Source organism: Bradyrhizobium sp. Y36 (genome assembly GCF_002531575.1).
Classification (GTDB): domain Bacteria; phylum Pseudomonadota; class Alphaproteobacteria; order Rhizobiales; family Xanthobacteraceae; genus Bradyrhizobium.
Genome location: NZ_NWTI01000019.1, coordinates 99,851 through 121,404, shown reverse-complemented (window position 1 = coordinate 121,404; position 21,554 = coordinate 99,851). Strand labels below are relative to the sequence as shown.

The following is a 21,554-nucleotide window of genomic DNA, read 5'->3' as shown; positions in this document are numbered from 1 at the left end:
GGTCCGGTCGATTCCTGATCCTCTCTCGAGCGAGCCGGATCAACCGGCCACGCCCTGAGAGTGGAGAGAGACGCCATGAAGCTCGGCACCGCCATTGCGGAAATCATGCGGCGCGAGGGGATCGAGATCCTCTGCGGCTATCCCGTCAACCATCTGATCGAGCACGCCGCCAAGGCCGAGATCCGCCCCGTGATGGTGCGGCAGGAGCGCGTCGGCATCCACATGGCGGATGCGATCTCGCGGGTGACGTCGGGACGCTCGATCGGCGCGTTCTGCATGCAGCATGGGCCCGGCGCGGAGAACGCGATGGGCGGCGTCGCGCAGTGCTTCGGCGAATCCGTGCCCGTGCTGGTGCTGCCGATGGGCTATCAGCGGAGGCTTGCGCATATCGAGCCGAACTTCAATTCCAGCGAGGCGATGAAGCCGTTTGCGAAATCGTCCGAGCCCATCATTCTCGCCACTGAGGTCGCCAACATCTTCCGCCGCGCCTTCACCAAGCTGAAGAACGGCCGCGGCGGGCCGGTCATCGTGGAAATTCCTTCCGACATGTGGAACGAGGAAGTGCCGGAGCCGCTCAACTACACGCCGGTGCTGCGCACGCGCTACGGCGCCGACCCTGTTCACGTGAAGCAAGCGGCCGATCTGCTCGTCAACGCCAAGCGGCCGGTGATCTATGCCGGCCAGGGCGTGCATTACGCGCAGGCCTGGCCGCAACTGAAGCGGCTCGCCGAGCGGCTGGCGATCCCCATCACCACCAGCTTAGGGGGCAAATCCGCGTTTCCGGAAACCCATCCGCTCTCGCTCGGCTCCGGCGGCCTTGCGGTGCCGCGCGCGGTGCCGAAATTCCTGGCCGAAGCCGACGTCATCTTCGGCATCGGCTGCTCGTTTACGGAAACGAACTTCGGCATCGCCATGCCGAAGGGCAAGACCATCATCCACTCCACGCTCGATCCCAACCACCTCAACAAGGACGTGGAGGCGAAAATTGGTCTGGTCGGCGATGCCGGCCTCGTGCTCGACGCGCTGCTGGAGGAGATCGGCAAGACCGTCACTACCGATCGCGATGCCTCCGCCGTGGCGGCCGAGATCGCGGCCTCGCACAAGGAATGGCTGGCGAAGTGGATGCCGAAGCTCACCAGCAACGATGCGCCCTTGAGCCCCTATCGCGTGCTGTGGGATCTGCAGCACACGGTCGACATCGACAACACCATCATCACGCATGATGCCGGCAGCCCGCGCGACCAGCTCTCGCCGTTCTGGAAGTCGACGCAACCCCTCACCTATCTCGGCTGGGGCAAGACCACGCAGCTCGGCTACGGCCTGGGCCTTGCGATGGGCGCCAAGCTCGCCAAGCCCGACAAGCTCTGCATCAACGTCTGGGGCGATGCGGCGATCGGTTTCACCGGCATGGATTTCGAGACCGCGGTACGCGAGCGGATTCCGATCATGTCGATCCTGCTCAACAATTTCTCGATGGCGATCGAATTGAAGGTGATGCCGATCTCGACCGAGAAATATCGTTCCACCGACATCTCCGGCGACTACGCCGCGATGGCGCGCGCCTTCGGCGGTTATGGCGAACGGGTGGAAAGGCCGGAAGACATCATCCCCGCGATCAGGCGCGGCATCCAGAAGACAAGGGAAGGCATTCCGGTGCTGCTGGAGTTCATCACCAGCAAGGAGACCGAGGTATCGCGGCCGGGAACGTGAGGCAGCCGGGACGCCGCGGGCGCTGGCTCCGGCCGCAGGGGATGTGATAATCCGGCCTGGTGCTGCGCCTGTCGTGGCATCAAGCCGGATTGCGAATGACCAACCCTCCGAAGACGATCGCCGACGAACTCGCAGCCGAGAATGCGCGGCTGCGCAGCGAGCTCGCAATTGCGCGGGACCGCCAAAGCGCCAGCGCCGAGATCCTGCGCACCATCGCGGCCTCGCCCTCCGATGCCCGGCCGGTGTTCTCGGCGATCGCGTCGAGCTCCAAGCGCCTGCTCGGCGGCTTCTCCGCCACCGTGCTCCAGTTCATCGGCGACGAGCTGCATCTCGTCGCCTACACGCCGACCAGCCCGGAGGCCGACGAAGGGCTGAAGGTGTCGTTCCCGCGCAAGATCTCGGAGTTTCCGACCTTTGCGCTGGTGCGCGGGGGCGAGACGATCCAGTTTCCCGACAGCGAGGCCGCTGACGTCCCCGAGCTGAACCGCGAGCTGGCGCGGCTGCGCGGCTTCCGCAGCGTGCTGTTCATGCCGCTGATGAACCGCGGCACGCCGGTCGGCATGATCAGCGTCACGCGCGCCGAGCCAGGCGCGTTCGCGGCCGATCTCGTGCAGCTGCTGCAGACCTTCGCCGACCAGGCCGTGATCGCGATCGAGAATGCGCGCCTGTTCAACGAGACGAAAGAGACGCTGGAACGCCAGACCGCGACCGCCGACATCCTGAAAGTGATGGCGGCCTCGCCGTCCGACGTGCAGCCGGTGTTCGACGCCATCGCGGCCAACGCCAACCGGCTGATCGGCGGCTTCTCCACGGCGGTGCTGCGCTACGTCGACGGCGCGGCCCATCTTGCGGCCTTCACGCCGACCGATCCGTCCGGCGATCGCGTGCTGCAGGCCTCGTTCCCGGTCCCGTTCGCGCGCTTTCCGCCCTATCCGCTCGTGGCCAGGGGTGCCGCGGCGCAATTGCCGGACACCGAGCTGGAACCGGCCGCGCGCGACATCGCGCGCGCCCGCGGCTATCGCAGCATGCTGTTCGCGCCGCTGATGAGCGAGGGCGAGGCGATCGGCCTCATCATCGCGACGCGCCGCGCGACCGGCGCCTTCGCCGACCATCACGTCCGGCTGCTGCAGACTTTTGCCGACCAGGCGGTGATCGCGATCAAGAACGTCAGCCTGTTCAATGCGACGCGGGAGGCGCTGGAGCGCCAGACCGCGACCGCCGACATCCTCAAGGTGATCGCGGCCTCGCCCGCCGACGTCACGCCGGTGTTCCAGGCCATTTCCGACAGCGCCAAGACGCTGATCGGCGGACATTCGTCCACCGTCACCCGCCTCAAGGACGGCATGCTGCATCTGGCCGCCTTCACCACCGACAATGAAGCCGGCAATGCCGATCTGCTCAGCTCCTTCCCCACGCAGCTGTCGTCGCCGGGCATTCACAGCCGGGTCGCTCGAAGCGGAGAACATGCCTTCCGCAGCGACATGCAGAACGAGCCTGACCTGACCGAGGCCATGAAGGAGCTGGCGCGCACCCGAGGCTATCGCAGCATCCTGGTGGTGCCGATGCTCCGCGACGGCATCGCGATCGGCACCATCGCGGTGACGCGACCCCAAGCCGGCCAATTCCCGGACAAGGCGATCAACCTGCTCAAGACCTTCGCCGACCAGGCCGTGATCGCGATCGAGAACACGCGCCTGTTCAACGAGGTGCAGGACCGCACGCGGGAGCTTGCGAAATCGCTCGACGATCTGCGCGCAGCACAGGACCGGCTGGTCCAGACCGAAAAGCTCGCGTCCCTCGGCCAGCTCACCGCCGGCATCGCGCACGAGATCAAGAACCCGCTCAACTTCGTCAACAATTTTGCCTCGCTCTCGGCCGAATTGACCGACGAGCTGAACGAGGTGCTCGCGCCCGCCGCCCTTGCGGAGGATATCCGCAGCGAGGTCGACGAGCTTACGGGACTTCTGAAGGACAATCTCGACAAGGTCGTGCAGCACGGACGGCGCGCCGATTCCATCGTCAAGAACATGCTGTTGCATTCGCGCGAGGGCGGCGGCGAGCATCGGCTGAGCGACGTCAACGCAGTGGTCGAGGAAAGCCTCAACCTCGCCTATCACGGCGCGCGGGCCGAGACGCCGCAGTTCGACGTGACGCTCGAGCGCAACTTCGATCCGGCGGCAGGCTCTGCCGAATTGTTTCCGCAGGAGATCACGCGGGTGCTGCTGAACCTGATCGGAAACGGCTTCTATGCCGTTACCAGGCGCAAGGCGGACAACGCGGCTGCCGGCTACGCGCCGGTCGTGACCGCCGCGACCCGCGACCGCGGCGATCACGTCGAGATCCGCATCCGCGACAACGGCACGGGCATCCCGGACGAGGTGAAGGAGAAGATGTTCAATCCGTTCTTCACCACCAAGCCGGCCGGCGAAGGCACAGGGCTCGGACTGTCGATGAGTCACGACATCGTGGTGAAGCAGCATGGCGGCACGATCGACGTCGTAACCAGGCCGGGCGAGTTCACCGAATTCACCATTCTGCTGCCGCGCAAGAGCAGCTTCCCGGATGGTGCGGGCTGAGCCCTACTCCGCCATCTCCACCTGCGGGGCGGCAGACGGCCCGGCCAGCGGCCGCTCCTCCATCGCGATCAGGCACAGCGCGGCCGTGGTCATCAGCGCGGTGGCGGCGCCGAACACGTAGCGGAAGGCGTGCCGCATGTCGTCGGCGGGAATGGCGACGCTGCCTGCGGCGTGGTGCTCGCCGGCGAGCGGAACGTCGATGCCGAGAGCGATGAGCAGGATCGCGGCGAAGGCGGCGACCGTGAACGAGGACATCAGCGAGCGAAAGAAGTTCATCGCGCCGGTGATGGTGCCCACTTGCGGGCGCGCGACCGAGTTCTGCAGCGAGACCACGCAGACCGGGAACGTGGTGCCGAGCCCGAGCGCGAACGCCGCCATCAGCATGAGCAGTCCCCAGAGCGGCAAGGTGGTGAGCGTGAGGCCGAGGCCGCACAGCGCGGCCCAGGACGTGCCGATGATGGCGACGCGCTTGTAGTGTTTTGCCCGGGCCATGGTGCGGCCGGCGACGGCCGCGCCGACGGTCGAGACCGCCGCGAGCGGGATCAGCGCAAGACCGGCCTCGCTCGCGCTCAAATGGTAGACCGACTCGTAATAGAGCGGCAGCTGCACGGTGAGGCCGGTGATCGCGCCGAGCCCGCAGCCGCCGGCGGTCAGCGCGAACGGCGCCACGGATCCGGTCAGCAGCTTCAACGGCAGGAACGGCTCGTCGGCCCGCCTTGCATGCCACACGAAGCTGACCGCGAGCGCGACGGCACCGCCCACCATCGCCAGCACGGTCGGCGACAGCCAGGGATAGCGCGTGCCGCCCCAGGTCAGCACCAGCATGAAGACGACGGCGGAGGCCATCAGCAGCACGCCGCCGAGCCAGTCGACCTTGCGCTTGCGGTGGAACACCGGGATCTTCTTCATCTTCGGCAGCAGCATCACGATGGCGGCGGCCGCGAGCGGCAGGTTGATCCAGAAGATCATCGACCAGTGCAGATGCTCGGCGAACACGCCGCCGATGACGGGGCCAAGGATGCCGCCGACCATCCAGACGCTGGAAAAATAGGCCTGGTACTGGCCGCGCTCGCGCGGGGAGACGACGTCGGAGATCACGGTCTGCACGACAGGCATGATGCCGCCGCCGCCAAGGCCCTGGAGGCCGCGCGCCAAAATCAGCATCGGCATGTTCGGCGCGATCGCGCACAGCACCGAGCCTGCGACGAACAGGCTGAGCGAGATGATGATCATGGCGCGGCGGCCGTAGATGTCGCTCAAGGTGCCGAACACCGGCGCGACCGCGGTCGAGGCGAGCAGATAGGCGGTGATGACCCAGGAGAGATTGGAGACGTCCTGGAACTGGCGCCCGATGGTGGGCAGCGCGGTCGCCACGATGGTCTGGTCGAGCGCCGCCAGGAACATCGTCAGCATCAGGCTGATCACGATGGTGCGGACCTCGTCGGAGGTCAGCGGCGCCGGCGGCGTGATGGACGGGGCATCATCGACGCTGATGACCTCGCTCGGAAGCCGGGACAGCTCTTCGGCGATGTCGTCGGGCAAAGTTTGGATGTCGGCAGAATTGCTCTGCCGGTCGAACTTGTTCATCTCGATCGAAAGCCGTGTGGCGGCGCAACGCCGCAAAGGATTCGTTCTATGCAGCCCAATGTAGACAGCAAAGCTTGTCCCGGGCAGGCACCGCGGCGCATGGGTGCATCCCGCCCCCGGGCCATCCCGAACGCGTGATCGTCGCCAGGGCCTGACGGCGGCTCAGACCTTCGGACGTCGCTTCAGGCGGGCCCGTTTCGGCAGCTGTGCCGGCCATTGCACGATGTGGTCCTCGAGCTCAGCGTCCGGGATCTCGTCCTCGCTGCCCTCGACCCGGCCGCGCACGGAGACGCCGGCTTCGTGCACGGTGTTGGGATCACCCGACACCAGCGGATGCCACCAATAGAGGTCCCGCCCCTCCGCGACGAGCTTGTAGCCGCAGCTCGGCGGCAGCCAGTTCAGGGTGCGGACATTGGCCGGCGTCAGGCGGACGCAATCCGGAACCTTGTCGGATCGATTCGGATAGTCCTTGCAGGCACAGCTCATCCCATCGAGCAATTTGCAGCCGACATGGGTGAAATAGATCTGTCCGGTATCCTCGTCCTCGAGCTTGTTCAGGCAGCAGCGCCCGCAGCCGTCGCACAGGCTTTCCCATTCGCCCGCCGACATTTCTTCCAACGTCTTGGTTTTCCAGAAGAATTCTTCCTGCGCGGAAGGTCGTTTGGGAGCTGCGGTCATGCGCCTCAACAAGGGTTCGAAAGAGTGACGGCGACGCCATCTAGGCGGTCGCGCCGGGATGCCGCAAGCAGGCGCTTTTCGAGGCCCGTAATGAACCGGGGTCAATTAGGCCTGTTGTTCAAAATCGCGAGCGTGACCATTGGTTTATGGACCCCGCTCGGCTAGAAGGAACACGAAGTCCCCCCTCGGATGCGAACCGGGCGCCTTGGGTTTGCCGCAACATTCCCGCAAGACGTTTCGGTGCCGCCCCGGCCGGGTGCTTGAATGCTGTCGAAGCGAGCCTCAAGGGTTCTAGGTGGTCCAGAATACACCATCCAACTGGAAGAGCCGCATCCGGAATTTCTTTCTGGACCTCGACGCGCGCATCGACTCCTCGCTGTTCTCCTCGGCCAAGGGCATCCGCGAGCTCTACGAGCGCTACTCGACCTTCATGGACCGGTTCTATGTCGGGCGCTGGAAGCGCTGGGTGTTCATCGAGCCGCTGTCGGAAGCCGCAACCCTCGGCCTCGGCGGCCTGGTCGTGATGCTGACGCTCGCCATCCCCGCCTTCCGCGAGACCGCGGACGAGGACTGGCTGAAGAAGTCCGATCTCGCGGTGACCTTCCTCGATCGCTACGGCAATCCGATCGGCAGCCGCGGCATCAAGCACAACGACTCGATCCCGCTTGAAGATTTTCCTGATGTCCTGATCAAGGCGACGCTGGCGACCGAAGACCGCCGCTTCTACGAGCATTTCGGCATCGACATCGCCGGCACCGCGCGCGCGCTCGTCACCAACGCGCAGGCCGGCGGCGTCCGCCAGGGCGGCTCCTCGATCACCCAGCAGCTCGCCAAGAACCTGTTTCTGAGCAACGAGCGCACCATCGAGCGCAAGGTCAACGAGGCCTTCCTCGCGGTCTGGCTGGAATGGCGCCTGACCAAGAACGAGATCCTCAAGCTGTACCTGGACCGCGCTTACATGGGCGGCGGCACCTTCGGCGTGGATGGAGCTGCGCATTTCTACTTCAACAAGTCCGCGCGCGACGTGACGCTGGCGGAAGCTGCGATGCTGGCCGGCCTGTTCAAGGCGCCGACCAAATACGCCCCCCACATCAACCTGCCCGCCGCCCGCGCCCGCGCCAACGTCGTGCTCGACAACCTCGTCGATGCCGGCTTCATGACCGAGGGCCAGGTGTTCGGCGCCCGCCGCAACCCCGCCTTCGCCGTCGACCGCCGCGACGAGGCCTCGCCGAACTACTATCTCGACTACGCCTTCGACGAGATGCGCAAGCTGGTCGACACCTTCCCGAAGTCGTACACCGAGCGCGTCTTCGTGGTGCGGCTTGCCATCGACACCAACGTGCAGAAGGCGGCCGAAGACGCGGTGGAGAACCAGCTGCGCCAGTTCGGCCGCGATTATCACGCAACGCAGGCGGCGACCGTGGTGTCCGATCTCGACGGCGGCATCCGCGCCATGGTCGGCGGACGCGACTACGGCGCCAGCCAGTTCAACCGCGCCACCGACGCCTATCGCCAGCCGGGTTCGTCGTTCAAGCCTTATGTCTACACCACCGCGCTGCTGAACGGCTTCACCCCGAACTCGATCGTGGTCGACGGCCCGGTCTGCATCGGCAATTGGTGTCCGCAGAACTATGGCCATTCCTATTCCGGTTCGGTGACGCTGACGCAGGCGATCACGCGCTCGATCAACGTCGTGCCCGTCAAGCTGTCGATCGCGATCGGCCAGAGGAACGAGCCCAAGGCGCAGAACCCGGCCAAGGTCGGCCGCGCCAAGATCGTCGAGGTCGCGCGCCGCTTCGGCCTGAAGGCGCCGCTGCCCGACACGCCGTCGATGCCGATCGGCTCGGACGAGGTCACCGTGCTCGAGCACGCCGTGGCCTACGTGACCTTCCCCAACCGCGGCAAGTCCGTGACGCCGCACTCCGTGCTCGAGGTGCGCACCGGCGCGGGCGACCTCGTCTGGCGCTGGGACCGCGACGGCCCGAAGCCGAAGCAGGCCATCCCGCCGAACATCGCCGCCGACATGGCGGGCATGATGAGCCACGTCGTCAGCGAAGGCACCGCGCGCCGCGCCGCCCTCGACGGCATCCCGACCGCGGGCAAGACCGGCACCACCAATGCGTATCGCGACGCCTGGTTCGTCGGCTACACCGGCAATTTCAGCTGCGCGGTGTGGTACGGCAACGACGACTATTCGCCGACCAACCGCATGACCGGCGGCTCGCTGCCGGCGCAGACCTGGCACGACATCATGGTCGCGGCGCATCAGGGCGTCGAGGTCCGCGAGATCCCCGGCGTCGGCATGGGTCAGAAGCTGCCGCCGCAGCACATGACCAACGCGCAGGCCAACGCGGCGCCGAAGGTGCTGGAGACCAAGCCGGGTCCGCCGCCGGTCCTGACCAAGCGCGGCGCCGACATCCTGGTGCGCGTCGAGAAGCTGCTCGACGACGCCGCCAAGACCGCGAACAAATCGGCTGACAACGACGGCAAGTCGGCCAAGCCCTCGTCGACGAGCGCGCTCGCCTTCCCGCAGAACTATGCGGAAGAGAATGCGAACGCATCCGCCCCGCGCAAGAACTGATCGAAACCCGTGCGGCTGATCCTGATCACATTGACGGCGCTCCTTCTCGCAGGCGTGGTTGGCGTCGGCGCGACCTGGATGACGACGACGCGCGGCACCGAGATCGGCGCGCTGACCATCGGCGCCTGGACCGCGCGGCCGCGCACCGGCACCGCCGACGTCGATCCCTATTCGCGCGCCACCATCGTGCGCAACGGCGAGCTGCCGATCGGCACCGGCGACGGCGTCGCCTTCACCGCGACCGCCGACGACAAGAAGAAGGCGCTCGACGGCCGCTGCGACGTGATCGTCTCCGGCGTGACGCCGCCGGCGCGGTTCTGGACGCTGACGCTGTACGACCGCAAGGGCCATCTCGTCGCCAACTCGCTTGCCCGCTACGGCTTCACCAGCCAGGAGATCGTGCGCCAGTCCGACGGCTCGTTCGAGATCCGCATCGCCTCGCGCTCGCGCGCCGGCAACTGGCTGCCGACCGGCGGCATCGAGCGTTACGCCCTGATGCTGCGCCTCTACGACACCCCGGTCGGGGTCGCCACGCGCACCCAGCGCGATGCGCCGATGCCCTCCATTTCGACGGTGGGCTGCTCATGATCCGCCTGGCGTTCACCATCGTTGCCGGGATCGTGCTGGGCCTCGTGGTCCATCTCGTCAGCGTGCTGGCCCTGCCGCGGATCGCGACGCAGGACGCCTATTCGCGGCTGACGCCGATGACGAAGGTGAACGGCGTCACCCAGCTTCCCCTCGCCGATCCCCAGACGTCGCCGATGCCGTTCATGGACCCGGCCTTTGCGCTGGCGATCTGCCGCTACGACCTCACCAGCGGACCGATCAAGCTGACGGTGCCGGTGAGCCAGGCCTATACCTCGGTGTCGTTCTACACCCGCAACGAGATCGCCTATTACGCCATCAACGATCGCTCGGCAGGCCGCAAGGTGATCGAGCTCGACCTGATGACGGAGGCGCAGCACAACGAGCTGCCCGAGGACGAAGAGGTCACCGCGGCCGACCGCCTGATCATCGACTCGCCCAGCGCCACCGGCCTGATCGTGATGAAGGCGCTCGCCGCCGAGCCCGGCCTGATGCCGCAGGCGCAGGCGACACTTGCAGCCGCGAGCTGCGGCCCGCAGACCGAACAGCCGGCCAAGGCCGAGGCCCCGCGCGGCCGGCGGTGAGCGCGGCCGGCTCGGCAGCACTCACGACGAAAAGCGCGAAGCGCGCACGGCGAGGCAAAGTCGGCTCGGCATCCGGTCGCGGCGACGTATGTGGTCGATCCGCCATTTGAAAGCTGGGAAATCGCCCTACATGAGCCCCCGCGCGTTGCCGACAAAGACCCTGACGCGGCCTTGTGCGAATGATCTCGGCTGCGACTCATTGGAGGTCCGCTTCGGGTCCAAAAGCTGCCTCGGCCCGCTCACATCGCGTTGTCCGGCTCGCCTTCAGGAAGCAGACCTCCCCCGCGCTCTGAGCTAGCGTCAGGCACGGGCAACCGGCGGACGTTCCGAATGCTGCCGCACGCGGCGCTCTACAGGACTTCCGATTTCGCGGGAACGGGATAGGCCCCGGCCGACGAAGCATTCTCACCCCGGGTCGCGAATTTACCGCGCGCACGTCCTTCCGTCGCGCAGATGGCAAGCGCGGCAAGGGCCACGCCCGCAAGCACATCGACGAAATAGTGCCCGCCGATCAAGGGAGTTGCGATCAGCATGCCGCCGTTGAGGATCAATGCTGCCGGGCGCAGCCACCAGACGGCCCAAAATCCCCACAGCGCCAGGATTGCCGCGGCGGCGTGGAAACTGGGGAACGTGACGATTCCGGAAATCTGGGAGAGCTGCAGAACGCGCAACGAGCCGTCGCGGGCGAGCGGCAGGCGTTCGAGCTGGATGAGATAGCCCATCGCCTTGAAGTCTTCGGTGTCGGCGGGCAATCCGTATTGCTGATAGGTGCCGATGGCGGGCACCAGCGCCGACACGAGTGCGGTCACGCACACGGTCAAGGTGCAGGCCAGAACGAAGCGCTGCAGCCGGACGTAGTTCCCGGTCAATCCGAGCACGATGGGAACAGTGAGCGTCGGCGACAGGATCATCGCGTAGAAAAACACGGCGTATTGCAGCAGCCACGGCCGGGCGACGAAGAAATTGTAATAGGCGGGCCAGTCGAGCCCGAGGAGATGATCGAGATGGGCGAGGTTCGCGTCCTGCAAGGGAAGATTGGCCGAAGCCGCGATGTAGGTCAGCGGAGCCCCGAACAATCCAACGACCGTCAGCTGCGCAATGGAGAGGAGGATGAAGGCCGATCGCGCTCCCCAAGCCCGCGAGATCAGGTAGCGGCTGGAGATGACGAGACAGGCCGTCACGACCAAGCTCGTCACGAGCTCGACTTCGATGGCCACGGAGAAGCGCGATATTGCGAGAGCTCCCGCGAGCAGCGCGCCCATGGCCGCCAGCGGCATCCAGCTGGCCTGATGGAGCCGCCAGCTCTCGCGTCGGTCGTCAGCTTCTGCCATTGCGATCCACCCGCATCGCCGCTTTCGCGAAGGTTGTTTTTGTGACGTGTAGCAATCGGTTGTAACAACCCGGACTTACGTGGTCACACGTTAAGGGCGATTGAATTGGCTTGCTCGACTTGAATCCAATTGAAGGAAATCTCAGGGAAAGATCACGTGTCGCTGCGTCTCATGCGCAGCATCGCCGCCCGGCGTCTGGCGGACGTCAGCGCGCGAACCTGAAGTGGGCGAACGCCGCCGAAGCGACCGTCAGCAATGCCGCAGCGATCCAGATCGGCACCAGCACGAAGATGGCGATCGCGCCCTGCCCGCAGTCACCGCACCCGGCCCCAAACAGGGCGGGAAAGAGACAGAGCAGGATGACGACGGCAGATCCGGTGCTGAGCCAAACGCCTCTCACGCCCCATCGCGCGCCAAAAAGCCACGGCACGGCGGGAAAGCCGAACGACAGAGCAACGAGGAGGTTCACCAGAACGTCGAACATGATCTCCGCCCGATCGCGAGCACCGCTCTTGGTCGGCAGCGCGCGGCGGATGGTTCAAACCGACGCGAGAGCCCGTCCGTCCTCGTCATCGCCGCGCGGTCCTAACGCTCCTCGGTCGGATGCACCCATTTGTAGGGCGTGATGCTGCGCTTCGCCGTCAGCTTGATCATGTGGACGGGCGGCGCGGACCGTCCCTTTCGGCATGACCGGCACTTCAGCGAGGCCTCGAGCTTCCAGATCGGCGTATCGCGCGGCCGGCGGATCGCATCGAGCGGCAGGCTCGCGCGCGTCTTGCACCTGTTGCACTCGACCTCGAGCCAGCCCATGCCGCCGTTGAGGCATTGGGCGATCGTCGGTGACGGCTGCGAGGGTCCGCCGTAGCCTTCCATGCGGACCGACCAGGCTTCGGCTTCGGCGCGGTCAGCCTCGCGGACCGCCTTCTTCGCCTCCTCGCGCGCATGCTTGGCCGAAATTTCCGCACCGAGAATTCGGCCGCTCCAGATGACCTCGCGTGATTTGGTGCTCATGCCGTCATCAAAGCGGGGGCGAACAGCGTTGGCAAATTGTCGATCGCTGGTAGGCCCGGCGCGTCATTCGATACTGCGGGTCGTGGGTGTGGACAACCGGGGTTGCAGATTCATCGGCGACGCCGGAGCGCCGGGATGGCAGAGCGGCACCAGCAAAAGTCGAAAGGCCCGCGCCCGACAATTCAGGCGCGGATATTCCGTGCCGAAGCAGGCGGGCTTACGCTCGGGGCTCGCCGGACTGTTCCCGCCGCGCCCACAGCAGCGCCAACGGCCCCAGCGCAATTCCGGCCGCGAGCACGATGAACACCAGCAGCCAGCCGCGCGCACTCTGCGGTCCGCCGGCGATATCCAGCGCAACGCCGGTTCCCCACGCACCGGCAGCCGACAGGCCGAAGCCGACCGTCGAGTGCAGGGCGAGCGTCGCGCCGCGATGCTCGGAGACCGCCGCAGCCGACATGCCTGCGGTCAACGCGCCGGAATCAGCCGGCACCGTCAGGCCGTAGATCATCAGCATCAGCGCCAGCACCCATGCCGGCGCCGTCGCGTTGAGGCCGATCACCAGCGCGACGCAAGCCGAGGCGATCATCACCACCGTGATCGCGCGATGCCGTCCGAACTTCAGAGCGGCCTCATTGCCGAGGATGCTGGCGGGCATCGAGATCACCGCAAAGCAGAAGCTCATCAGCACGGGCGTCATCCAGGACGGCCCGCCCTGATGCGCGACGACGAAGGTCCAGAACCCGACCAGCCAGGTGCGAATGCCGTAGAGCTCGAAGCAATGCGCACCGTAACCGAGGATGTAGCCGAGCGCCTCGCGATTGGCGAAGACGGGCGCGAAGTTGAGGAGACGGCCGGCCTTCGGCGCGGGCCGCTGCTCCCGCATCAGAAGGCATGCGGCGACCATCGCGATCGGGCCGAAGCCGGTGACGAGGAAGGCGGCGCGCCAACCCCAGTGGTCGGCGACCAGTTGCGCCACCAGGAACGAGACGCCGACACCGACCGAGAAGCTCGACGTGTACAGCGTCACCGCCCGCGAGGTGTCGCCGGGGGGAAGGCGGTCCGTCAGCGCCTTCAGGCCAGGCATGTAGGCGCCGGCAAATCCCAGTCCCGCAATGGACCAGATTGCGGTCCCCGACCAGAATCCTTCTGCGAAGACGCCGAACGCTGCGGTGGCAAGTCCGCTCAAGATCGAGCCCCAGAGCAGGACGAGGCGCGCATCGATGCGGTCGGTCAAGGTCGTCAGCACGGGCACCGCGAGCATGTAGCCGAACGCATAGCCGCTCGCCATCAGCCCGCCTTCGGCCGCCGAGAGTCCCCACGCCGGCATCAGATGCTGCGCGAGGTTCGCCGACAGCGTCACATGCGGCAGCAGATTGCCGACCTGACCGACGCACATCACCGCAATCAGCGCTCGACCACTTAGGCTTCGAATGCTCCCCTCCCGTCCGGTGAGACCTCGTTCGCCCAATCCACCAAAGCAGCAGCGGCGATCGGCGTCATGAGCAGCCGCACCCCGCGCGACCTGCCGTCTTGGCGGTCTCATCGGCGGCACAGCAGGCGGATGGTTCTTGCTTCGCCGGACCGCCGCAGCATCCGGCATCCGCCGCCTCGACGCCGCCGCGGGTGCAGACGCCGGTCTCCGGCAGCACGAGTTCGACCCTTGCCGCGGCCGTCTTGTCGCCGGCGATGTCGGCCGCGATGGAGCGGACCTGCTCGTATCCGGTCATCATCAGGAAGGTCGGCGCACGGCCGTAGGACTTCATGCCGGCGAGATAGAAGCCCGGCTCGTCATGCGTAAGCTCGCGCGCACCATGAGGGCGAACCGTGCCGCAGCTGTGCTCGTTGGGATCGATCAGCGGCGCGAGCGCGACCGGAGCCTCGATCGCCGGATCGAGCCGCAGCCGCAGCTCGGACAGGAAGGAAAGATCGGGACGGAAGCCGGTCGAGACCACCAGCTCATCCGCGACCACGCTGCGCGAGCCTGCCGAAATGCCGAGGCGGCCTTCGGAGTCCGAAAGGTGCGTCACGCCAAATCCGGTCTCGACCTTGATCTTGCCGGCGGCCACGAGCGCGGCGAAGGCGGAGCCCAGCGCACCGCGCGCGGCGAGCTTGTCATTGCGGCCGCCGCCGAACGCCTTCGCTGGGTCGTCGCCGCGCAACAGCCAGATCGCCTGCGTGCCGGGCACTTCGCCCGCGAGCTGCGCGAGATCGATCAGGGTACCCACCGCGGAATGGCCGGCACCCAGCACCGCAACGGTCTTGCCGGCATAGCGGGCACGCTCGGCGCCGCGCACGTCCGGCATGCCATAGGCGATGCGGCCCGCGCGCTCACGTTCGCCGATCCCGGGCAGACCGTTGCTGCCGGCGGGATTGGGAGTGAACCACGTGCCCGACGCGTCGATCACGGCATCGGCGCGCAACACCTCCGGTCCCTTGCCGTTCTGATAGCGGATCTCGAACGGCGCCTGCTCCCGGCCCTTGGTCTTCGCCTTGTCGAAGCCGGCGCGGCTGATCGCCGTGACCCGGCTCGACGTGCGGATCGCCTCACGCAATGGCGTGCGTGTCGCGAGCGGCGCGAGATAGCGCTCGATCAGCTCGCCGCCGGTCGGATAGGCGTGAGGGTCCGGCGAATTCCACCCGGTCGGCGCGAGCAGGCGCGATGCCGCCTTGTCGACATTGTATTCCCACGGCGAGAACAACTGGACGTGCTGCCACTGCCGGACCGCATGCGCGGCTTCGGGTCCGGCTTCGAGCACGATCGGAGACATGCCGCGTTCGAGCACGTGCGCTGCTGCCGCGAGGCCGACCGGCCCGGCTCCGATGATGGCGACCGTCTTGGCGACCGTCCTGGCGTTCATTCCGACTTCTCCCATCCTTCTAGAATCATCGAATAAATCCGCAAAAAATCACGCCGCCGTTTGCGCGCCCTTGCATCCGGCTTCGTCGGCGCAGCATTCCGCCGCCAGGAAGGCCACCAGGCCCCGCATCGCATCGAAATTGGCGTGGCAGACCAGCGTCGTCGATTCCCTGACCTGGCTGACGAGCCCGACCGCAACCAGGGTCTTGATGTGATGCGAGAGCGTCGACGCCGGGATCTTCAGCTTCTCCTGCAGGCGGCCGACGGGCATGCCCGCATGTCCGGCCCGGACCAGGGCCCGGTAGATCTGGAGCCGGGTTTGATTACCCAGGGCTTCCAGACGTTGAGCTGCGTCGGCGATTTTCATGCGCACAGGCTGCGCCCATCCACGCCGGCTTGTCAAACCATATTTCTAGAATATTCGAATTATACCCTAACGGGGACCAGATTCGGATTGACGTCCCGGCAACATTTCCATAAGTCTGGATATATGGAAACCGAAGACGCCGTCCTCGCTCTCGCCGCGCTGGCCCAACCGACCCGCCTGGAAGCATTCCGGACGCTGGTCAGGCACGAGCCCGGCGGCCTTGCCGCCGGCGACCTCGCCCGGCTGCTGGAAGTGCCGCAAAACACCCTCTCCGCGCATCTGGCGATCCTGAGCCGGGCGCGCCTCGTCTCCTCCGAACGGCACAGCCGCTCGATCGTCTACCGCGCCAATCTCGACGAATTCCGCGACGTCGCGCTGTTCCTGCTGCGTGACTGCTGCGGCGGACGGCCGGAGGTCTGCAATCCCGTCGTCGAGACACTGCAATCCTGCTGCTCGCCGAAACGAAAGGAGCGAAGCCGTGCCTGACCAGATCTACAATGTGCTGTTCCTTTGCACCGGCAATTCGGCGCGGTCGATCCTGGCCGAGTCGATCCTGCGGAAGGACGGCGCCGGCCGCTTTCGGGCGTTTTCCGCCGGCAGCACGCCGAAAGGCGCGGTGCATCCGCTGGCGCTGCGCGCGCTGCAGGCGGTGGATTACCCGATCGACGGCATGCGCTCGAAGAGCTGGCTGGAGTTCGCCGCGCCTGACGCGCCGGTGATGGATTTCGTCTTCACCGTCTGCGACAACGCCGCGGGCGAAGCCTGCCCGATCTGGCCGGGCCAGCCGATGACGGCGCATTGGGGCATTGAGGATCCTGCCGCAGCAGAGGGGTCGGACCTGGAACAGCAGGCGGCGTTCGTCACCGCGTTCCGCTATCTCAAAAATCGGATCGATACCTTCGTGAACCTGCCGCTGAGGAGCATCGACAAGCTCTCGCTCGGCACCAGGCTGCGCGAGATCGGCCGCTCCGACGGCGCAACATCCGGCAGAAACGACGTGGCGTGACCATGGGCATTTTCGAACGATACCTCACTCTGTGGGTTGCGCTGTGCATCGTCGTCGGCGTGGCATTGGGGCACGTCATGCCCGGCTTTTTCGGCATGGTGGCGGCCGCCGAGGTGGCCAAGGTCAATATGCCGGTCGCCGCGCTGATCTGGCTGATGATCGTGCCCATGCTGCTGAAGATCGACTTCGGCGCGTTGGGCGAGGTGCGCCAGCATTGGCGCGGCGTCGGCGTGACCCTTTTCATCAACTGGGCCGTCAAACCGTTCTCGATGGCGCTGCTGGGATCCTTCTTCATCGGCCACCTCTTCGCACCATGGCTGCCATCCGGCCAGATCTCGTCCTACATCGCCGGCTTGATCCTGCTGGCGGCGGCGCCCTGCACCGCGATGGTGTTCGTGTGGTCCAATCTGTGCGAGGGCGAGCCGCACTACACGCTGAGCCAGGTCGCGCTGAACGACGTGATCATGGTGTTCCTGTTTGCGCCGCTGGTGGGCCTGCTGCTCGGGGTGGCCTCGATCAGCGTGCCCTGGGGCACGCTCCTGCTCTCGGTCCTGCTCTACATCGTGGTTCCCGTGATCGTCGCGCAGCTGTGGCGCAAGGCGCTGCTGCGAAGCGGCCGCGACGGCTTCGAGCGCGTCATGCGGACGCTGCAGCCGCTGTCGCTGATGGCGCTGCTCGCGACCTTGGTGCTGCTGTTCGGCTTCCAGGGTGAGCAGATCGTCCGGCAGCCGCTCGTCATCGCCATCCTCGCGGTGCCGATTCTGGTGCAGGTTTATTTCAATGCGGGCCTCGCCTATTGGCTGAGCCGACGGTTCGGCGTGGCCTGGTGCGTCGCCGCGCCGGCCGCCTTGATCGGCGCCAGCAATTTCTTCGAGCTGGCGGTCGCCGCCGCGATCAGCCTGTTCGGCCTCGACTCCGGCGCGGCGCTGGCGACCGTGGTCGGCGTCCTTGTCGAAGTCCCGGTGATGCTGTCCGTCGTCCGCATCGTCAAGGCGACACGGGGGTGGTATGAGGCGGGCAGCAGTCAGGTTCCGGGGGCCGTCGAGGCGCGTCGGTGAAGCGTGGAGACCCGGTCATGAGCGTCACGATCTATCACAACCCGGCTTGCGGCACCTCGCGCAACACGCTGGCGATGATCCGGCAGAGCGGCGTCGAGCCCGTCGTCGTCGAATATCTGAAGACGCCGCCGTCGCGCGAGAGACTGATCGAGCTCGTCAAGGCGATGGGCATATCCGCTCGCGCGCTGCTGCGCGAGAAAGGCACGCCGTTCCGCGACATCGGCCTCGACGACCCCAAATGGACCGATGACGAGCTGATCGATCAGATGCTCGCGCATCCCATCCTGATCAACCGCCCGATCGTGGTGACGGCGAAAGGCGTGCGATTGTGCCGGCCCTCGGAAGCGGTCATCGATCTGCTGGATAACCCGGTCGGCCGGTTCGTCAAGGAAGACGGCGAGGTGGTCGAAGCGCGCTAGGCGCCACCGTCATGGCGGGAGCTGTCACGCGACAGTAGGACGCAATCGCAAATCGATTGCGCCGTTGAAGCCGCAGGTCTCGCGCGCTATCGGTCCACCGAACCGGCCTGCTATCGGGAGGAACGCATGAGCACCATCACCGGCGGCTGTCACTGCGGCGCAATCCGTTACGAGGTCGAGGGCGAGGCGATCGTGCACGCGCTGTGCCACTGCCGCGATTGCCGGCTCCACGCCGGCGCGCCGGTCGTCGGCTGGACGATGTATGCAGACGGCGCCGTCAAGGTGACCAAAGGCGAGCCGAAGGTGTACCACTCCTCGGAACACGGCCGGCGGCACTTTTGCGGCGACTGCGGCACCGGCCTGTTCTACGTCAATGCCAGCCTGATGCCCGGCGTCATCGACATCCAGAGCGCGACTTACGACGATCCCGATGCCGTGCCCGCGACGATGCACATCCAGGTCGCCGAGCGCCTGCGCTGGATGGAGCACGCGCACCAACTGCCGACGTTCGAGCGCTATCCTCCGCAGCCGTAGCGGCGGGGCATGATCACCGGCTCGGACAGACAAGGCCGTCATATCTGCCTTTCAGCCACGACCAGCCCCACGCCGTCGCGATCGCGAACCCAGCGGCCGCCAGCGTGGGGCCTGAAGACACTAAGCGACCCTGGCGACGGGCAACTCAGTGACACCCGGCACCACCGCCTTGATGCGGATGTTGCGGAATTGCACCTTCGAACCATCGTGGTGGTTTTGCAGCGCGACGTGACCGCGCAGGGACCTCGGCCTGGGATCGGTGAAGTCGTTCACCACCACATCGTTCAGCGTCACCTTGATGCGGCTGCCGACCGCCTCGATGACGAACGTGTTCCACTGCCAGGGGCCCTTCGCAACATCGGTGCGGATCGGCGCATTGACGTTGTAGATCGCGCCGGTGCTGCGCAACGGATCGTTCTCCATGGCCTTTTCGGAATTGTACCCGCGCGGATCGATCTGGATCTCGTAGCTCTGGTCGATTGCGGCCGTCCAATCGTTTGGATTCGAGCTGTTCAAGTTGGGCACGCGGATGAACACACCGGAGTTGTCGGTGCGGTTCGCGTATTGCCATTCGAGCTCGAGCACGAAGTCGGAGAAGCTCTCGCGCGTGTACCAGAGCAAGCCGGGCCCCCCGACGGACTCGAGGATGTCGTACACCTGAAGGAAGCTTCCGGCTCCCGACATCTGCCAGTCCGCCAGGCTCCCGGCGTACAGCGATTTGGAACGCGCCGAAAGCGCCGGTGTCAATGCCGTAACCACCGCCGTGCTCGTCAGACGCGCGAGCGCAAGGCCCGTCAATGACGGGTTCGCGGAGCCGACCGTGGGGAACAAGGCAGGGCCGGCAACATAGGCGTTCGAGATATGATGGAATTTTCCGGTGGGGTCTGTAATCGACGTGGACGAGTCGTCGCCCATCCACAGCGTGCCCGCTTCATGATGGGTGTTGCCGAGCTGGTCCTTGGTGACAGCAAACGGATCAGGTGGAGGTGCGCTCTGCCAACCGCCGTTGTACAAATATTCGACGTCTCCGGCGGTCTTGCCGAGCCGTTTGGCCAGCTCGACGGCTGCGGCGGCGAGCTTGACCCATGCCGCACGGTCATTCGACGTCGGCGCGAAATTGACCCACGCACGCGCGCTCATGCCATCGTTCTGAAGCGGGTCGGATGCATTGGTCAGATTGACGAAACTCGTGGTGCCGCCCGGGCCGGCCGTCCTGTCGCCGTCCATCTCTCCCAGGCCGCGGAAGACGATAGCCACCCAGTCGGGATCCTCGTTGGAAAGCAGGTTTCGCAAGAGGTCGATGTCGGGCACCATCGTCCACATCGTCGCTTCCGGATTCTGTCCCTTCTCGGCCGATGCCAGCACCTGGACATGATAGCGCCGTTTGCTTCCGTCCGGATTTCTGATCTCGCCGCGCACGATCGCGCCGCCCTGTTCAAGCGTTGTGGCCGCGGCAAGCCCAAGCGCGCTGCGCTTGACACGCACCGTGAGATTCGTGCGCAGATGCGCCATGAAATTGGCACCCATGCTGTAGGCGCCCCGCGTCACGGGAAACGACTCGATGGCCAATCGCGTGGTCTCGATCGTTCCCGCGGCGACCACGACCTGACAATCGGGACTGAGGTTGAACGGAGCAGAAAGCGATCGAAACTGACCATTGTAGGTCAGGTCGATCCCGGTGACCTTGCCTCCGCTATTGCGTAGCCGTATCACGTGGCACCTTGGAACGAGGAAGAAGCGCCGCCGCGAGTTATCGTTCAACGTCCAGCGCCTGGCGATATCGTCCCGGATACTTTCGAGCAGCAAGGGGCCGCTGCTGAACTTGTCGAACGAAAAGAGCCCAGGGCCCGGGGCGCTCGCCTGCACCGCGATCGGAGCTTCTTCGACAACGTCCAACGTCACGTCAGGCATGATCGCGCTCGTGCCTGACGCCACCGCCTGCAACTGCGCGTTGAGCGCCGTATTGAGCGGGCCCGATAGATAGTCCGCCTTGTCCTGCACGCCGATCTCGCGCTCCACGTCGGGGTAGGTCGCCGTCAGAAAGGCGCGCACGTCATTGGGCCACGTCGCGAGGTCGGCCGGCATGAGCCGCGGCGCCCAGCCGCCCCAGAATAGAGAGCGTCCTCCGGGGCAGTAAGCGAGGCCGGTGAACGGCTCGTTGCTGTGCCAGGGAATGCCCCAGACACCGTTGCGCGCACCGCGATCCTGATCATTGCGGGTCACCAAGACGGTGTCCGGCGCATTCAGGCCGAGATGCGGCATGTTCTGCACATGCGTCGGGGCAAGATAGCCTCCCGCATCAAGCAGGAGCACCCGAAGGTTCTGGTCGGCACCCTTACGATAGATCCTGTTGGCCGCATACGCGCCGAACATCCCGGCGCCAATCACCACGACGTCGAACGGTCTCCCGCCGTTGTTCACCGCCTCGTCGATTGTGCTGCACACGTATCTGCCGAGCAGATCGCGCGTGAAATCCGTGTCCTGTATGTCGACGGGGATGGAAGGGTCGTGTTGAAGAAAGGTCAGCATGGGAAAGCTCCTTTCGAGGCGCTAATGCCGCAGCACACCCGACGTTCGGTCAGGCCGCCTTACGTTCCACAGGGGTCGGCGGCGCCAGAGGGCATTCCCGGGGCAAACGGAGAAACGCTAAGAACGCACCGTGGCGCGGCC

19 protein-coding genes are annotated in these 21,554 nt (G+C 65.9%); 10 read left to right on the top strand and 9 right to left on the bottom strand.

Going from position 1 to position 21,554, the window contains the following annotated elements:
- The first annotated feature begins 60 nt into the window (after positions 1–60).
- Both CO669_RS26925 and CO669_RS26920 read left to right on the top strand, forming a co-directional pair.
- A complete protein-coding gene (locus tag CO669_RS26925; protein ID WP_283806823.1) occupies positions 61–1,710 on the top strand; it encodes a thiamine pyrophosphate-requiring protein in 1,650 nt (549 codons plus the stop codon).
- 95 nt (positions 1,711–1,805) lie between these two features.
- Positions 1,806–4,286, top strand: coding sequence for a GAF domain-containing sensor histidine kinase (locus CO669_RS26920; RefSeq protein WP_198964282.1), 2,481 nt, complete (start codon positions 1,806–1,808; stop codon positions 4,284–4,286).
- A 3-nt stretch (positions 4,287–4,289) separates the two neighbouring features.
- Here CO669_RS26920 and CO669_RS26915 read toward each other — a convergent pair whose 3' ends face one another.
- Both CO669_RS26915 and CO669_RS26910 read right to left on the bottom strand, forming a co-directional pair.
- Positions 4,290–5,873 carry an MDR family MFS transporter gene (locus tag CO669_RS26915; RefSeq protein ID WP_097662967.1) on the bottom strand — a complete coding sequence of 528 codons (1,584 nt, stop codon included), beginning with the start codon at positions 5,871–5,873 and terminating at the stop codon, positions 4,290–4,292.
- A gap of 162 nt (positions 5,874–6,035) precedes the next feature.
- A complete protein-coding gene (locus CO669_RS26910; protein WP_097662966.1) occupies positions 6,036–6,551 on the bottom strand; it encodes a YcgN family cysteine cluster protein in 516 nt (171 codons plus the stop codon).
- Between the two features lie 295 nt (positions 6,552–6,846).
- On the opposite strand from CO669_RS26910, the gene CO669_RS26905 reads away from it, so the two are divergent.
- From CO669_RS26905 to CO669_RS26895, 3 genes are read left to right on the top strand one after another with little or no spacing between them, the layout of a single operon-like run.
- Positions 6,847–9,132, top strand: coding sequence for a transglycosylase domain-containing protein (locus tag CO669_RS26905; RefSeq protein WP_097662965.1), 2,286 nt, complete (start codon positions 6,847–6,849; stop codon positions 9,130–9,132).
- Between the two features lie 9 nt (positions 9,133–9,141).
- Positions 9,142–9,720: a DUF1214 domain-containing protein gene (locus CO669_RS26900; RefSeq protein WP_097662964.1), complete on the top strand. Its 579-nt coding sequence runs from the start codon at positions 9,142–9,144 to the stop codon at positions 9,718–9,720.
- Positions 9,717–10,301: a DUF1254 domain-containing protein gene (locus tag CO669_RS26895; RefSeq protein WP_097662963.1), complete on the top strand. Its 585-nt coding sequence runs from the start codon at positions 9,717–9,719 to the stop codon at positions 10,299–10,301. The genes CO669_RS26900 and CO669_RS26895 overlap by 4 nt, the downstream gene beginning before the upstream one ends.
- Before the next feature lie 350 nt (positions 10,302–10,651).
- Here CO669_RS26895 and CO669_RS26890 read toward each other — a convergent pair whose 3' ends face one another.
- From CO669_RS26890 to CO669_RS26865, 6 genes are all read right to left on the bottom strand, one after another.
- Positions 10,652–11,632, bottom strand: coding sequence for a phosphatase PAP2 family protein (locus CO669_RS26890; protein ID WP_097662962.1), 981 nt, complete (start codon positions 11,630–11,632; stop codon positions 10,652–10,654).
- A gap of 205 nt (positions 11,633–11,837) precedes the next feature.
- Positions 11,838–12,116 (bottom strand): hypothetical protein, encoded by a 279-nt coding sequence (locus tag CO669_RS26885; protein ID WP_097662961.1) that lies wholly within the window; start codon positions 12,114–12,116, stop codon positions 11,838–11,840.
- 101 nt (positions 12,117–12,217) lie between these two features.
- Positions 12,218–12,643 carry a hypothetical protein gene (locus CO669_RS26880; RefSeq protein WP_097662960.1) on the bottom strand — a complete coding sequence of 142 codons (426 nt, stop codon included), beginning with the start codon at positions 12,641–12,643 and terminating at the stop codon, positions 12,218–12,220.
- A gap of 217 nt (positions 12,644–12,860) precedes the next feature.
- Complete coding sequence (locus CO669_RS26875; RefSeq protein ID WP_097662959.1) at positions 12,861–14,039, bottom strand: MFS transporter; 1,179 nt, start codon at positions 14,037–14,039, stop codon at positions 12,861–12,863.
- 100 nt (positions 14,040–14,139) lie between these two features.
- Positions 14,140–15,501: an NAD(P)-binding domain-containing protein gene (locus tag CO669_RS26870; protein ID WP_097662958.1), complete on the bottom strand. Its 1,362-nt coding sequence runs from the start codon at positions 15,499–15,501 to the stop codon at positions 14,140–14,142.
- 48 nt (positions 15,502–15,549) lie between these two features.
- Positions 15,550–15,867, bottom strand: a complete 318-nt coding sequence (locus tag CO669_RS26865) for an ArsR/SmtB family transcription factor (protein WP_097662957.1) — start codon at positions 15,865–15,867, stop codon at positions 15,550–15,552.
- Positions 15,868–15,990: 123 nt separating this feature from the next.
- On the opposite strand from CO669_RS26865, the gene CO669_RS26860 reads away from it, so the two are divergent.
- The 5 genes from CO669_RS26860 (at position 15,991) to CO669_RS26840 (ending at position 18,884) form a co-directional block, all read left to right on the top strand.
- Positions 15,991–16,353, top strand: a complete 363-nt coding sequence (locus tag CO669_RS26860; RefSeq protein WP_097662956.1) for an ArsR/SmtB family transcription factor — start codon at positions 15,991–15,993, stop codon at positions 16,351–16,353.
- A complete protein-coding gene (locus tag CO669_RS26855; protein ID WP_097662955.1) occupies positions 16,346–16,873 on the top strand; it encodes an arsenate reductase ArsC in 528 nt (175 codons plus the stop codon). Before CO669_RS26860 ends, CO669_RS26855 begins: the two co-directional genes overlap by 8 nt.
- A 2-nt stretch (positions 16,874–16,875) precedes the next feature.
- The gene (arsB, locus tag CO669_RS26850; RefSeq protein WP_097662954.1) at positions 16,876–17,931 is read left to right on the top strand and encodes an ACR3 family arsenite efflux transporter; all 1,056 of its coding nucleotides are present in this window, start codon (positions 16,876–16,878) and stop codon (positions 17,929–17,931) included.
- Positions 17,932–17,948: 17 nt separating this feature from the next.
- The gene (arsC, locus tag CO669_RS26845) at positions 17,949–18,350 is read left to right on the top strand and encodes an arsenate reductase (glutaredoxin) (RefSeq protein ID WP_097662953.1); all 402 of its coding nucleotides are present in this window, start codon (positions 17,949–17,951) and stop codon (positions 18,348–18,350) included.
- 126 nt (positions 18,351–18,476) lie between these two features.
- Entirely contained in the window at positions 18,477–18,884 is a 408-nt protein-coding gene (locus tag CO669_RS26840; RefSeq protein WP_097662952.1) for a GFA family protein, read from the top strand.
- 120 nt (positions 18,885–19,004) lie between these two features.
- Here CO669_RS26840 and CO669_RS26835 read toward each other — a convergent pair whose 3' ends face one another.
- On the bottom strand, positions 19,005–21,413 hold the full coding sequence (locus CO669_RS26835; protein ID WP_097662951.1) for a 3-keto-alpha-glucoside-1,2-lyase-like domain-containing protein: 2,409 nt from the start codon (positions 21,411–21,413) through the stop codon (positions 19,005–19,007).
- Between the last annotated feature and the right edge of the window lie 141 nt (positions 21,414–21,554).

Bases quoted from the DNA above. Each gene is read 5' to 3' on its own strand.
- CO669_RS26920 (WP_198964282.1), top strand. From the start codon at position 1,806: ATGACCAACCCTCCGAAGACGATCGCCGACGAACTCGCAGCCGAGAAT.
- CO669_RS26915 (WP_097662967.1), bottom strand. From the start codon at position 5,873: ATGAACAAGTTCGACCGGCAGAGCAATTCTGCCGACATCCAAACTTTG.
- CO669_RS26910 (WP_097662966.1), bottom strand. From the start codon at position 6,551: ATGACCGCAGCTCCCAAACGACCTTCCGCGCAGGAAGAATTCTTCTGG.
- CO669_RS26895 (WP_097662963.1), top strand. From the start codon at position 9,717: ATGATCCGCCTGGCGTTCACCATCGTTGCCGGGATCGTGCTGGGCCTC.
- CO669_RS26890 (WP_097662962.1), bottom strand. From the start codon at position 11,632: ATGGCAGAAGCTGACGACCGACGCGAGAGCTGGCGGCTCCATCAGGCC.
- CO669_RS26885 (WP_097662961.1), bottom strand. From the start codon at position 12,116: ATGTTCGACGTTCTGGTGAACCTCCTCGTTGCTCTGTCGTTCGGCTTT.
- CO669_RS26880 (WP_097662960.1), bottom strand. From the start codon at position 12,643: ATGAGCACCAAATCACGCGAGGTCATCTGGAGCGGCCGAATTCTCGGT.
- CO669_RS26875 (WP_097662959.1), bottom strand. From the start codon at position 14,039: ATGTGCGTCGGTCAGGTCGGCAATCTGCTGCCGCATGTGACGCTGTCG.
- CO669_RS26870 (WP_097662958.1), bottom strand. From the start codon at position 15,501: ATGAACGCCAGGACGGTCGCCAAGACGGTCGCCATCATCGGAGCCGGG.
- CO669_RS26865 (WP_097662957.1), bottom strand. From the start codon at position 15,867: ATGAAAATCGCCGACGCAGCTCAACGTCTGGAAGCCCTGGGTAATCAA.
- CO669_RS26860 (WP_097662956.1), top strand. From the start codon at position 15,991: ATGGAAACCGAAGACGCCGTCCTCGCTCTCGCCGCGCTGGCCCAACCG.
- arsB (WP_097662954.1), top strand. From the start codon at position 16,876: ATGGGCATTTTCGAACGATACCTCACTCTGTGGGTTGCGCTGTGCATC.
- arsC (WP_097662953.1), top strand. From the start codon at position 17,949: ATGAGCGTCACGATCTATCACAACCCGGCTTGCGGCACCTCGCGCAAC.
- CO669_RS26840 (WP_097662952.1), top strand. From the start codon at position 18,477: ATGAGCACCATCACCGGCGGCTGTCACTGCGGCGCAATCCGTTACGAG.
- CO669_RS26835 (WP_097662951.1), bottom strand. From the start codon at position 21,413: ATGCTGACCTTTCTTCAACACGACCCTTCCATCCCCGTCGACATACAG.